Source organism: Mycolicibacter senuensis (genome assembly GCF_002101885.1).
Taxonomy (GTDB): Bacteria; Actinomycetota; Actinomycetes; order Mycobacteriales; family Mycobacteriaceae; genus Mycobacterium; species Mycobacterium senuense.
Genome location: NZ_LQPS01000014.1, coordinates 1 through 13828 on the forward strand (window position 1 = coordinate 1; position 13828 = coordinate 13828).

Consider the following 13828-nt stretch of genomic DNA (forward strand, 5'->3'; position numbering starts at 1 on the left):
GTTGCTGATTCTTCCTGCCCGAACACCGGGCATCAGAGTCGCACAACAACTGGACCACTACGAGGGGCTCACCTCACGGAAACCGTCGGTCAACAGACCTGCCTCTGCGAGCCAGTCGGTCCAGGCGTACGCCTTACGCTCCGCCCCCATCTCAGTCCAGCCGCGCCGGCACGTGAGGATGCGACATAGCATCAGTAGATCGGCGTTGTTTCCATCCGCTGGTGGCTTCTTTAGTTGGTTCATTGCAGGTGGTCCGCCGAACTCGATTTCGGCGAGCGTTCGGAGCGACCATAGAACGGCTTCTTTCCAAGGCTCGTCGAAGCCTCGATCACTGAAGAGGCCTTCCTCGGCCTCTTTCAAGCATTCGCGGCAGTAAGCCTTTCCTCCCCTACTCCATGTGCAAAGCAAGCAGCCACCCGAGGTCCGGGACCTAGCGGGCTCGGTCAGGCGTTGTGCCGCGGGCTGAGGAGTCTCGTCCCAGAACAAGCCTGGAGGGATGTCGATATGGGGTTGCTCCGGGGACCACGCCTTCTCCAGCTGTTCGGTCCATTCGGCAGGAAGAAGTTCTCGAGCTTCTTGACGCAGCCTTCTGGTTGGGCGTTGATCTGGGGTTTGGTCAATCGCGGCTTGAAGGATGTCGATGCCGTAGAAGTACTCGGGGCCATCCGGGTGAGGCTCCGCGACGACGTCTCTCGGCTGTTGTCCGACTCGTGTCAGCAGCATTCGAATGGGATCCGCCAGTTGGGAGGCGAATACGGTGAGGGAGCCGGTCTCGATGTTGAATGTCGCCAACCGTGGTTTGAGCTCGAGGCCAACGAGGTTGCCCGACCAGTAAACGTCGAGCCAACCGTGCAGACCGGGTTCTACTGAGGCATTAAGCCAGCCTGGCGACGGGTCAAACGGAATGACGATGCCTTCACGAGCCAGCGCCTCGACGGCCGCTGGCCGGTCGAGCTCGTTGGCCAGTAGCAGAAAGCTCAGATAGCCGCCGTGTCCCTTTTTGAGGCGTGCTTCGAGCACTGGGTGGTTGCGGATCTTCCCGATTCGGCCGCCGTCTTCGTTCGTGACGATCACACCGCTGCCCCCGGCTCCCCAACGACGGATCTTGTACTGGGGAGGAGGTGGCATGTCACGTGTGTTAACGACCCAATTTGTGACCAAATCCTGGATAAGTTTGTCCGCTAACTCATCCAGCCATCGGATGCGGGGTGTTTCGTCATGCGGAAACCGCCGGTGCCAGCGGGTCATAGGTGTTAGCGGCTTGGCCGGCTGTGCGTGTGTCGCGTGGTGGCCTGGGTCGCGAACCGCGGGCGCGGCGCATCCGTCCGTTTCGTGCTCTGCAAGGAACGCGCCGATCGCCGCTCCCATGATCCGAGTATCTGGCAGATCGAGGCTGAACTCTGGGACCCGCAGCGGGATATCCCAGCCTTCCTCGTCGTCGGCGCATCGATATCTTTCAAAGTCCGCAGGGTCGCTATCGCGCATCATGGTTGCGGTGAAGTGAACTTCGTCATCCGCCGAAAGCGCGGCGAGCCGCGCGACCAGATCCTTGCGGCCGTCGTTGGCTATCCCCCAGTTGTGGATCGTGTGTCGGTACAGGTAGCCAAGGCATCGGTCTTCCTCATCGCCGCCCATCGACTTCGGTAGGGCGATTGACACAGCGTCGCTGTCGAACGGATTGTCTGGCCGGGGTATCAGCACCACGGAGACTGAGATGCGTCCTACACGTTTTCCCTGCGCGCCGAATGCCGTATCAGCGAACTTGACCAAACGGTGGTCGTAGATGCCGTTGCCGTCGTCGTCTCGGATCCATGCCCACGAGACACCGTCCGGGTTGAGATCGCCGGCCGGCGGAAGGGTGACAATCTTGCCGTCCCATGCGATGGCGTAGCCCGTCATATTCCTCCGTGTAAGTGTTTTGAACACCGCCCCAGCGAACTCCGAGCGGCCCGCAGCGTGGGCGTCACTTTATAGCGGTGCTCTGACATACTCCCCAGACGTGGAGGTGGTCGTCGGTAACTGAAGGGTGGAGCTCATGCTGACATTGCTCCTCGTGAGCGCGATAGGCCGCAGCAGCGCTGAAGTCATCCCGGTGTGCTCGACGACTGCCGTCCCCGTTGAGCGCACAGCTGATTAGAACTTGCCGATCGTGGTCGGTTCGGCGGGAATGGGATCATGCAGCACGGTCTAGACCCTTCTGGCGCAACTTCGAATACTTCAGTGCGGATCTGAAGGTCGGTCCGCTCAGCCTGGAATCACCTTCTTGACGTCGTCAAGCAGCTGCTCTCTTCGTGCTGGACCACCTGTCGTGTACTGGTCAAACTTTGCGGCAACGCCCGGATCCTCTAATACAGCTTTCACCGCGGGCGCAAACATTTTCTTGCGGGCCAGATGTAAGTCCTGAGCGTCCTCTGCGAAGCCGGCTTTCCACAGCTGGACCTTTTCAAGCTCGTTCGGCTTTTGGCCCGACGCTTCGATCTCCGACTGCGTAGCCATCATCTGGTTGTATACGCCTGCCAGATACGTCCACTGAGCCGAGTATCGGGTATAAAGTGCCGCATAAACCGCTGCGAAGACAGCTCCAAACCATGGAATCGTTTGTGCGACTACCGATCCGAATGCATCCATGTCTGGATCACAAGTCCACCCCGAGCTTGCCCATGCATACAGCCAGATGGCAGGCAGGTAGAACATCAATGAAATCAGCAGCGCCCGTGCAGCGATAACGCCGCCGCCATTCGGGTTCCTTTCCAACAGGAACTCGGCCGACAGCCAGTAGGTGCAGTTCCGGTCACTCTTCCAGGATTCGCGCGCCACGGTTGATAGTGAATCAGCTTCAATGGCTGCTTTCAACGGATTGGCTGGTGGTCGAACATATTCTGGTCGGCGGAGCCGGCCAGTTGACCTTGCTATCACCGATAATGACCAACTATATCGTCTTCGGGCAGCCAGCAATATCGCACGCGGCCGCCCTGCAGGTGCTGCACGATCTCCTTGTGGGACCGACGACTGGTGCACTAACGGCTGCGCTCCGTCTTGGCATTGCGATCGTTACTGACCCACGGTTCGGTGCACCGGCGGGTTTGCCCGAATAGCCTCGAGCTACGTGGCTGGGCTGCCGGCAATCTTGCGCGCCGACAGGACGGCGTTGTCGCTGATGACCGTCACCGACCGTGAGCCGCGCGACAAGGCAACGTAGAGCTCCTGGGCCGAGTAGCGCTCCGGATCCAAGACGACGACGTGGTCGTACTCGAGTCCCTTGGCCAGCAGGGGCCGTGACACGACCCGATCGCTCGATCGCCGCCCAGCGATGCGGGCGTGGTTCCGTGTCAGAACGAGTGCCTCGGCGACGCTGCACTCATCGGTCTCCGCAACGGCGGCCGACCGAGTTACCTCGTACCAAGCCTCGCGGCAATGGATGGTTACGCCAGGTAGGGCAGCAATCTCCCGCAGAGCGACACGAATCGCGGCAGGCGTGCAACTCGAGCGCACATCGTTGATCGCGGCGTAGGCGGCCCTCAGCTCGTCCTTGGTCGTCGTGAAGGTCTGGCCGTTTCCCAGTCGATTTCGCTTCGCGCTCGGGATATGCGTGGCAAGCCCAGCCGTTGCGTTGACCGCGAACTCAACCAGGGCCTTGGCGACCTGGGCACCGAGCTTGGAATCGACGATGTCGGCGAGGCGAGCAGGCACCTTCTCATCGATCGCTTCCATGACCGAGTAGGCGCCCTGCAGCTTCGAAGCCGCGCTCACGCAGTCGTTGCGAAATTGACCCAGCACGGCCACCGAACCGTCGAGTTTGAGCGCGCGAAAGCATATCTGTACGAAAGTGCGGGGGCTGTCTCTGCGAATCCAGGTGATGGGGCCATTTCCGAGATCGACAGGCCGTCCCTCGATGAGGTTCTCGCGGAGCGCGATCAACCAGGTACCGAGCTCCTCGTTGTGTGGCCAACGTCGGGGCCGATATCCCACCTCGACGTGTGGAAAGTTTGGGCGTACATGCGCGTCCCAATCGACTGGTTCGTTTCCTCCGAAGTTGAAGAGGCTCTGCAGTGGATCTCCTAGCACGGCCGTCGGGACCGCCTGGGCAACAGCCATGACCAGCCCGTGCTGGTCGACGAGGCAATCTTGATACTCGTCGACGAGGACGACGTCGTAGCTGAGTCGAAGCATCCTGACGACCGCCTTGGTCGTCGCCACGCGGGCTGCTCCTTGGTGATAGGCCTTCGCCTGATCCCAGTCGGGCGCCGATTGGACCTTGAGTTCAGCCAGCTGCGGGAAGTGACTGATCAGGTCAAACGACCACGCGTCTATGGTGCGGATCACGACCTGCTCGCGCGGAACCTCAAACTTCTTCATACGGCGCCGTAATGCATCGACACCGGCGTGAGTGTGTGTCAGCACAAGCGCCGTGCCGCCATCGGCCGCGGTTGCAGCGACCAGACCCGCGATCAGCTCCGTCTTTCCACAACCCGCTGGCAGTGTCACCGAGCCTGGCAGCGAGGCACGGAGGGCGGCCACGGCGTCCTCAAGCGGCGGATCGTTAGTCATGTGGTTGGCCAGTGACGTCGGCTTCTAGCGGCGCCTCGTCACCTGGGGCGGGTTCTTGGCAGAAGGCGAAGGTCCGCGTGCGGTCGATCACTCGCATGAGTTCTGTGCCCTCGAGTCCGGCGGCGTGGACCACGACAACCGCGGCCAGCGCCTCCCCGGCGTCCTCACGTTTGAACCAGGCGTTGTTCTTCTTGCCCTTCGCAGCGCCAGCAATGGCTGTGCGCAAGGTCGCGTTGTCCGTGTCGGCATCCGCCTGCCATTGGGAGATGTCAGTACCCGTGAGTGGCTTGTCGCCGAGGCGGGAGGAGACCGCCGCCTGCACCGACTCCTCTCCACGAAGTTCGACTGCGAGGTCGACCAATGCTTGGAGGCCATCGGCGCTCAAGGCCTGAACGATCTCGTCCTCGAACGCGTTGCCCAGAGTCCATCGCTCGACCGCCACTCCAGCCGTACTGGCGGCTGCGGCTTCTGCATCAACCGCCCGGTCATCGTTGTCCATGAGCAGCAGCGTCGGATAACCAAGGCGTTGGAAGGCCTGCGCTCGCTGGGTTGGTTGTGTTCCGCCACCACCATTGACGATGACGGTGCCAACCGCCGACACCAGTGGCTCGTCCGCTCCAAGCCGATCCTCGTGCCAATGACGAAGCAAGCCTCGCAAGAAACCGACTTCAGTGGCGCCCTCGCCCACCAGGATCCGGCGCCCCAGAAGCGCAGAAGGCGCTGACCGGAAGGCACCTTGCACATTGTCGAGGTCGTCCGGAACGGCCAGACAGGTTGTGGTCTCGCGGTCGATGCGCACGACTGCTAAGTCCTCAGCGGCCAAGGTCTCGACGGTGATCGGCGAATGGGTGGTCAGCATGACCTGGAGTTCTCGCGCATCGGCACGCATCTTCAAGTAGCGCAGCGCGTGGGCGAGCCGGTGGGGCTCCAGACCGTGCTCCAACTCATCAATGGCGATGACCGCTCCGCCGACCATGGCCTGATCCTGCACCGACAGGCTGGTGAGTCGCCGAGTGCCCAGTCCGAAGCTCGATAGCGGCACCTCGCCGTCGTGGAGGATCAAGGCGTGCGCGGAAGCAGCCGACCCAGGCTCAAGTCCTGGCCTTAGCTTGGCGAACGGTGCGCTCCCCAGTTTCCTTGCCGAACCATGAGCTGTTTGCGCCGCGGTGTGAAGCGCATTCGGGCCCGCGTCGAAGACAGCCTTTCGGGCTTCTCGCTGGGCGTCCAAGATGACTGACGAAGCACCATCGGTGCCCTCGGTCAGTCCTGACAGCGCAGAGCCGCGCCCCCAACGCAGGTGGAAATCTGGACGTTCACCGAGCCGGAAGAAGCCGAGCTGGCGACGCTGCGATGCAGAGATCAAGCGAGTCTCATCGGAGCCGGGACGGACGACTTCCCAGTGGGGCTCAAGATCTGATGTCACGGTTAGACGGACGATCAGGCACTCGTCCGCCTCGTCAACCGGATCGTGCACGAGCGTCCCGTCGGGCATGAGCCCTGAGCGGTCCTTTCCGAGTTGACTCTCTTTCACGAGGGCGTCCGGAAGTTCGGTGACCACCGCCTCAATAGTGACCGGCTCGGTCGTGTCGAAGTTGTAGAAGTCTGCGTCCGTGACCTGCTGGTTGTAGTTCGGGCTCAACACCAGTCCGACGGCATCGAGCAATGTGGTCTTGCCACTGTCACCCGCACCCACTAGGGCAACGAGCCGCTTATCGATCTTCCACTCGCACGACTTGATCCCACGGAAGTTCTTGATCGTGAGTCGTCGAAGCATCATGACGAGCAGACCCCCGCGAACAGCTCAGCCAGCTCGAAGACACCCACCATGCTGCACGCAGCCGGCGAAACGTTCACGTCCACGCTGAGGATGTGCGGGTGGCGCTCCGCCGCACCGGGCGCGAGCTCGTTCGCGATGTACTCAGCAGTCAACGGGTAGTCGTGGTGCTTAGGTACGTTGCAACTTGTACGGATCGGGTCGAGAAGCCCATCCCATCCCGGAAGGCCCGCGCCTTGCGAAATTCCCGCACCAATGAACAACGCGGCATTGCCGGACAGCACGGCCTCTCCGTACTCCTCGACCAGCTCAAATCGCGCAATCGGCACACCATAGTCAACCAGATTGCAGTGCCGTTGCTTCGCTCATCGGTCGGCCGCCAGGCCGACCGAACCTGTGCGCACCCCTCACTCTTGAATGCGACTATCGGCAACACCGAGATCAGCCCGAGCCTGTCGCCGATTGCGAACGGCGATATTCCCTGACCTGGCTTTCCGCGTCCTTGATCCCAAGCGTTCCCTTGATGACGCGGTGGATGATCGTGTCGCGGGTCGGATCGATCCGACCGTAGCCGAGGCGCAGCTCGGCGTCAGCAGGAGTGAGCCCTGCAGCGCAGAGCTTCGCCGCAATATGCGGGTGCTGACCACCGCTGACTCTGATCCACTCGACCATATCGTCCAGCCAGGTTTCCAGCCACCGCCGTAACAGACGCTCCACACGGTCCCGGTCCTCGGGCGAATAGCCGCCGCGCCTGGTGCGGGTCGGATCGATGACGCAGCGGAAGAGGGCTGTTTCGATCTCGCCCGGCTTGTGACTACCAGGCGAAGTTCGACGGCTCTGCCGACGGGCCCTTTCCACAGCGGCTCCGAAGCCGTTGTCATCGCGCACTACGGGCCGACTCGGACCTGCCGAGACGCCGTAATCGCGAGCGGCGATCGGCGGTCGGGCGGCGTAGTGCTCTCGCACCCGTCGAGCGAGCGGCGCTTCAACCGTGCTGCTCGCTGACTTCACGAACTCGCCCCAGGCGCTCAGGAGAACGAGTATGTCCTTCGCTGTGACGTCGAATTCGACCGCCAACTCGTGAACTCGAGCCTTGCTCTGTGCCATGAGAGCCCTCCGCATCTGTCGTCTCGTGAACAAGCAGCTCGAACAAAGCGTGACACGTAGCACCGACAAAATTCGGTGACGCACCATGCTCACTTCAACGAAAGGGGTAGATGCCTCGTCACCACCGCGTCCCGAAGCCGAGCCGCTGGCGAAACTCCCTGAGGTCGTTGTAGTCGGGCGGCTGGACCTTGGGCTGGCGGATTGGCCGTGCTACCGGGTCGAGCTTGGCAACGTAGTCGTCACACCAGTGCAGCCATTCCTCGGCGGCGGTGCGCTCGTCCGAAGGTGCCATCGCCGTGACTCGACCACGGAGCGCGGCGAGATATGCGCGTAATCGGTTCGCCAGTTCCCAGTCGCCGAGGTCTGCCGTCAGCTTCTGCCCCAACGCGTGCTGAATGTACGCATCACGGGCGAGCGCGTCCTCGCGTGCCTCGCGCTCCCGCTTTTCGATTTCGGCACGTCGTTCGGCTTCCTTGCCCTCCGCATCGATAACTGCCCAACGGTCGAAGGTCATGATCACGTCGGGCAGCCGCGTTGTGAGCGAGATTGTCTTTGTCTCGGTCCACGACAACTTGGTCGAGAACCGGCTGGTGGTGTCGACGGCGATACTCAAGCGGTTGGACGGCACATAGTCATAGCGCGTGGTGCCCCAGCCGTACTTCTTCTCGCGCTCGACTTCCTCCCGTGTCGGTACGTGGTCCACCCGATCGTTGGGTTGCCAGATGTCGACCGAGCACTCGATGTCGCCGACTTTGATGATCAGGTCACCGCTGAGCTTGCTGTTGTCTTGGCGATAGCCGTGGCGGTCGCGGGTCGGCACGCGCACTGAATGTCCGCGGGCCTCTGCCTCTTTCGCGAGCGCATGTAGAAGACGGAAAGCCCTCCCGCGCAGATCCCTTCCGATCGAGTCGAGACGCTTCTCCTCGCGCAGCTTCGCGACGGCTGGATGCCAGCGTCCAATACGTTCGATCGACACGGTCTCCGACGGCGGTGTGGTCTGCCAATCAGACACAGACGACAGCCGGAACACGACATGGTGGTAGGTCTTGCCGCGCACCATGAGCACTTCCTGGCCGTCCGGGGCCATGCCGCGCCGGTTGATGATGCCGACCAGGCTGGGGTAGCTGGTGTCATCGTCCTTGGTGTTGATCTCCAGGATTCCGCCCGCGTCGACGATGTCTTTGACCAGCTTGCGCGTCGGGGTCAGGCCATCGGCCGGCGGTTGTCGCTTGAGGCGCGCAGTTGCGCCGGGCGGCGTTGCCGCAACTGGTCGATGAGCAATAGCAGCGGGGCGGGTCGGTGTGTCGAGTTCGACGCGAACCGTGCGCCTTCGCTTGACCCAATGACCTTGGGGATAGTTGTCATTCGTGAGGTAGTGCTCGCCAGCGGGCAGAATCGCCGCACTCCACTGGCCACCGCGCTTGGATACCGTCACCAGGCGGCGAGAAGCAAGTGCGTTGGCCGTCGTCTTGAAGGTGAAATCAATCCAGCGGCCATCGGGACATCCGTCGTATATCCAGCGGAGAACCTCGATCTGGCGAGCGTTGAGCGGAGCGTCGAGTGCCATGCCGCAGATTGTCGGCGAACCAGGCAGTCCGCGCGATCCGAAGCTAACTGAGCTCAGTTGCTCCTTCGCCTACGTCGGGGGACAAGGACTTGTCGGACGTCGGTGCCATGCTGGGCGTGACCTTCAACAGAAGAGGAGTTGCGAATGTCTGCCTGGCTCACCGATCCCGATCCGGCAATTTGTCTGGAGAGCCGACGGGACTTCGGCCAGCCATGAACGCAAGCTTCGTCTTCACGCTGCTCTGTGGAATTCAATCAGGGCTGTTCAGCTGTCGTGGTCAAGTGTTGGAGCCCGCGCGTTTAGCGGCTCGCCACAGGGCGACATCGATGCGACGGAGCAGGCTAACATGCGGCGGGGCGTGCTGACACGCGGCGGCGATGGCGTCGCGTCGCGAGGTATCGGACAGCTCGTCGTGCAGGGTCACCCAGAACAGCTCTTTGGGCGGTTTCAGGTAGTCGTTCACGACGTTGTCCAGGATAGGCAGGAGTTTGGGCCGCTTCGCGGCCAACAATTTGCCGGCAACCACCCAGTCGATCCCACGGAGAGTCCGCAGTTCTTGGTGAAGATTATCGGCGGGGCTGCCGACATTGACGTCGAGTCGCCGTACCTCCCAGAGGTTCTGTTCACGCGGGATTTGGCGCAGTAGAGCGTTGAAGCGCTCGGTGTCGGTGATTAGTAGCGTGGCAGCGGCTTCCGGAGGCACCGTGACGCTCAGTGCCTCCACGGCGAGGATGTCGGTGGCCTCGAACCGGTTCGGGTCGCCCATGGCGGCGAATTCGTCGAACCAGCGCCCGGTGAAGGGGTCTGCTCCGCCGCCGAAGTAGCTCTTCAGGTCACTGCTGACTTGGTCCGCGTTGTCGGTGAACCATGCGGTGAGGTCGCGTCCGAATCGTGTCATGCGGCCATCTTGCCTGCCACCACTGACACCAGCTTCGCATTTGGAATCAATTCCATTCACCTCCGCGGCCCGCACCGCCGCTGGAACCACCGCCTCAACTTCGACACTCCAGTGTCGGTGCAGGCATCTAGGGTCGTGCGAATGCATGAGAAGCGCATCGTGGACCTGAGTGCTGGTGCTATGCGGGCAGAGACGATGAGCGGGAGCGTTGTCGAGAGGACAAGAGAGTGAACATGGAGCAACCGGAGGCGGATTGGATTGATGGTCGCGTCAGGCTAAGAGACGGCGCCCTAAATGTCCAAGGCCGACTGAAGTGGCCAACGGACACCAATGTCACCCCTGAGCAGGCGATTGGTGCAGTGTGGGAGCGCCTCCAGGTTCTTCCATCGATGAAGATGGCATGCGGATATGTCGGCCACGACCTCAATATCGACCCGATACTGCTCTACGCGTGGGTACTTCAGGATCAGAGGGAAGCCCGCAAGCGTCCCCCGGCAATCGCCGAGCCTCAGATCGTCACCATTGATTCGATTGCGGCCCTGCCCGACGGAGCTGTGGTACGAGCGTCCGGCCAAGTTTTGGGTATTCGACTCAAGTCCAACACCAGAGGGATGCCCTGGGTGAATTTCGCGCTCTGGCAGCGCGATCGACACGTTGACGTTACAGCGTTCGGTGAGACGTACGAAAAGTGCGCCCACTTCCTGGTCGAAGACGCTGTTGTCACGGTTGAAGGCCGGAAGTGGTTCCACGAGGACACCACCATCTCAGCCACGACGGTGATACGCGAGAACTAGATTGACCAGAGCCACATCCCGTTCCATCACTGCGAAAGGCTGTCTTCGTTCACCACGACTTGGTAGAACCACTTGGCGATATCAGAGATCAGGTGCGTCCGGCCGGGCGCATTGGTGAAGAAGTAGTCGCTCATCTTCTGGTGTGCGCCTTGGTTGTCGGCGACCGCACCGGTGACGGCGTCGTCGAAGTCGGGGGATTCGATGAACTGTTTGGCGGTATTGACCTTGGCCTGCTGCACGAGTGCGTGGTCGTCGAGCAGGGTCCGCAGCAGCGATTCGAGGAATGAGACGCGCTGTGACTCGGTGAAGTCTTCGGACCCGAAGAGGTCGTTGAGCCGGTCGAGGACTTGCTGGAAGGCAACCATCTTCGGGTCGCGCTTCTCCCCGGAGCCGGCCGCGGTCACGCCGGAGAGTCCGACCCGCGCGCCAAGGCTGATGTCGATTCGGCCCTGATCGACTTGTTTGACCTGCTTGAGCACGACATCGGTCAGGTCGATGGGTGCGGTGTAGTTGTCGGGCTGGATGCCCCGTTCGAGGTGGCGCAGGTAGATCTGTTTCTTCTCCAACTCCGGGTCGCCGTAGTCGATGATCTGCGACATGAAGTCATACAGGCGTACGAACGATCCGACGTCCTTGCGGAACATGTCGAGTTCGGCCAAGGCGGCTTTGTCTCCTTCGCCTCCGTTGTGGATCAGCGCGGCCTGGTAGCGCTCGGCGAAGCGTTTCTTGCCAGGATCGACCGCCGCTATCAGCGCGTTGTTACCCTTGCCGGTCACGAAAGCGTGTGCGCACTGGTCGATTTCGGCTTGGGTGTAGATACCGGCGGTGTCGAGTTTGGCCACCAGATCGTGCACCAGGTTCGGGTCGGTCTCGGTCTCCAGGAACGCGTCGGTGAAATAGGGCTCGAAGGACTCCCGGATAGCCGCGGGTTCGTTGACGAAGTCGACGACCTGGGTCACGGCGGCGCTCTTGGGCACACCGGAGGGGGTGCGATAAGTGCGGTTGAGCCGCGAGAGGGTCTGCACCGCAGTGACGCCGGAGAGAATCTTGTCGACGTACATCGCGCACAGCAGGGGCTGGTCGAACCCGGTCTGGAATTTGTTGGCGACAATCATCACCTGGTGGTGGTCACCCCGGAATGCGGTTCGCAGGTCTCGGATTCCGGGGTTCATGGTGGCTTCGGAGAAGTCTACTGGGCCGGACTCATCGTCGGTGACGACACCGGAGAACGCGACCAGGGTGCCGTAGTCGTAACCCTTTTGCGCGATGTAGGTGTCGATCGCGAGCTTGTAGCGGACCGCGGCCTTGCGGGAATCGGTGACGACCATCGCCTTGGCGTGCCCGTCGAGTAGATCGGCGACATTCGCGCGGAAGTGCTCGACGATGATCGCGGCTTTCTGGGTGATCGTCTGCGGGTTGAGCTTGACCCACCGCATCACCTCCTTGGTGGCCTGCGCCTGATCCACCTCTCCCGCATGGGTGGCGTTCTGCCCGATCCGGAACGCCAACTTGAATGAGTGATATCCGGTCAGCACATCGAGGATGTAGCCCTCCTCGATGGCCTGTTTCATCGTGTAGACGTGAAACGGCGCCGGCGCCTCGTCGGGAGTGGGCCTGCGGCCGAACAACTCTAGGGTCTTGGCTTTGGGAGTGGCTGTGAACGCGAAGTAGGAGATGTTCGCCGATTCGGCGCGCTCGGTGGCGTCGGCGGCCAGCAGCGCCTCGACGTCAATGTCGCCACCGTCTTCGACCTCTTCGAGTTCCTCGGCGGTGAGCACGGCTTTCAACTTGCCGGCGATCTGCCCGGACTGCGAGGAGTGGGCCTCGTCGGCGATGACGGCGAACGCCTTGCCTTTGAGTCCCTTGTTCTTGCGGATCTCTTTCATCGCAAACGGGAAGGTTTGGATGGTGACGACGATGATGAGCTTGCCGTCGGTCAGCGCCTTGGCTAACAGCCCCGACTTCGATCCGCCTGCTTTCGCGGCCTCATCGCGGTCGATTGCTACGACGATGCCCTGGTCGTTGTCGATCTGCTTGATCGCGTCCTGCAGCTGAGCGTCGAGGACGTTGCGGTCGGTCACCACGATCACCGAGTCGAACACCTTGGTGTTGTCGATCTGCAGGCGCGCCATGCGGTGCGCAGTCCAGGCAATGGAGTCCGTTTTGCCCGAGCCCGCCGAGTGCTGAATCAAATACCGTTTACCGACGCCCTCAGCCGTAACGGCCTCAGTCAAGTTCGTGACAGCCTCCCACTGGTGAAAGCGCGGGAACCGCAGCGTCGACGACCTAGTGGTCTTGCCGCTGATCGGATCGGTGTCAGACTCGTGCTTGACGTACATCAGCCGGCCCAGGATGTTCAACCACGCGTCGCGCTGCAGAACCCGCTCCCACAGATACGCCGACTTCGACCCGTCCGGATTGAGGGGATTGCCGGCGCCGCCGGCCTCGGTGCCGCGGTTGAACGGCAAAAAATGCGTACTCGCACCGGCGAGGTTAGTGGTCATCCACACCTCATCGTTGGACACCGCGAAATGCACCAGGGCGCGAGCGCCCGCGACGAATAGCGGCTGGATCCTGCCGGTGCCAGGATCTTTCGGTAACCGGGAGGTTTTGTACTGGGTAATCGCGTCGAAGACAGTCTGGGTGAAGTCGGTTTTCAGCTCGACAGTGGCGACCGGCAATCCGTTAACAAAGAACACCAGATCCACCGAGCGCTGGTCACTGGTGGAGAAGTGCACCTGTCGCATCACCCGCAGCCGCACCGCCGCGTAATCGGCGTTGCGTTTAGCGTTCAGGGTCGATTCGGGCTTGAACACGCACATCGGAAACTTCGCCGCCAGATGCGAAAAACCCTTACGCAACACGTTGAGCGTGCCGCCACCGTTGTCCAGCGGGGTGTCAAGGACTTTCACGATTCGGTCCAGCACCTGCGACTGCTGCTTGTCGATGTCTTTGGAGCCGGGTTTGACAACCTTCTCCAACTGCTCCGGCTGCGTCGCCACCAGCCAGGCAAAGACATCCTCCGGGAACAAGGCTCGTTCCCTGTCATAGCCGGCGTCATTCGACGAGTACAGCCAGTCGTGATCTGCCAGATACTCGGCCAGTTCCCTCTCGAACTCGATCTCGTTGTGCTGCGCCAT

At 61.7% G+C, this 13828-nt stretch carries 9 protein-coding genes and 1 pseudogene; 1 reads left to right on the forward strand and 9 read right to left on the reverse strand.

Annotated features, from left to right (window positions below):
* Positions 1-57: 57 nt before the first annotated feature.
* From AWC24_RS22050 to AWC24_RS21460, 8 genes and pseudogenes are all read right to left on the reverse strand, one after another.
* The gene (locus AWC24_RS22050) at positions 58-1899 is read right to left on the reverse strand and encodes a hypothetical protein (protein WP_133055680.1); all 1842 of its coding nucleotides are present in this window, start codon (positions 1897-1899) and stop codon (positions 58-60) included.
* Positions 1900-2244: 345 nt separating this feature from the next.
* On the reverse strand, positions 2245-2853 hold the full coding sequence (locus AWC24_RS22055) for a hypothetical protein (RefSeq protein WP_133055681.1): 609 nt from the start codon (positions 2851-2853) through the stop codon (positions 2245-2247).
* A gap of 249 nt (positions 2854-3102) precedes the next feature.
* The gene (locus AWC24_RS02045) at positions 3103-4548 is read right to left on the reverse strand and encodes a UvrD-helicase domain-containing protein (RefSeq protein ID WP_065152263.1); all 1446 of its coding nucleotides are present in this window, start codon (positions 4546-4548) and stop codon (positions 3103-3105) included.
* Positions 4541-6325, reverse strand: coding sequence for an ATP-dependent nuclease (locus AWC24_RS02050; protein WP_065152264.1), 1785 nt, complete (start codon positions 6323-6325; stop codon positions 4541-4543). The genes AWC24_RS02045 and AWC24_RS02050 overlap by 8 nt, the downstream gene beginning before the upstream one ends.
* Entirely contained in the window at positions 6322-6651 is a 330-nt protein-coding gene (locus AWC24_RS02055) for a hypothetical protein (protein ID WP_065152265.1), read from the reverse strand. Before AWC24_RS02055 ends, AWC24_RS02050 begins: the two co-directional genes overlap by 4 nt.
* A 627-nt stretch (positions 6652-7278) precedes the next feature.
* Positions 7279-7429 (reverse strand): annotated as a pseudogene (locus tag AWC24_RS23500) (translation initiation factor IF-2 N-terminal domain-containing protein); the annotation flags it as partial.
* A gap of 118 nt (positions 7430-7547) precedes the next feature.
* Positions 7548-8996, reverse strand: coding sequence for a hypothetical protein (locus AWC24_RS02065; protein ID WP_085081843.1), 1449 nt, complete (start codon positions 8994-8996; stop codon positions 7548-7550).
* Between the two features lie 277 nt (positions 8997-9273).
* Entirely contained in the window at positions 9274-9894 is a 621-nt protein-coding gene (locus AWC24_RS21460; RefSeq protein ID WP_109560286.1) for a DUF6308 family protein, read from the reverse strand.
* Positions 9895-10127: 233 nt separating this feature from the next.
* Between AWC24_RS21460 and AWC24_RS02080 the strand changes: the two genes are divergently transcribed.
* Entirely contained in the window at positions 10128-10688 is a 561-nt protein-coding gene (locus tag AWC24_RS02080; protein WP_065152269.1) for a hypothetical protein, read from the forward strand.
* Between the two features lie 26 nt (positions 10689-10714).
* Here AWC24_RS02080 and AWC24_RS02085 read toward each other — a convergent pair whose 3' ends face one another.
* A complete protein-coding gene (locus AWC24_RS02085; protein ID WP_085081845.1) occupies positions 10715-13828 on the reverse strand; it encodes a type I restriction endonuclease subunit R in 3114 nt (1037 codons plus the stop codon).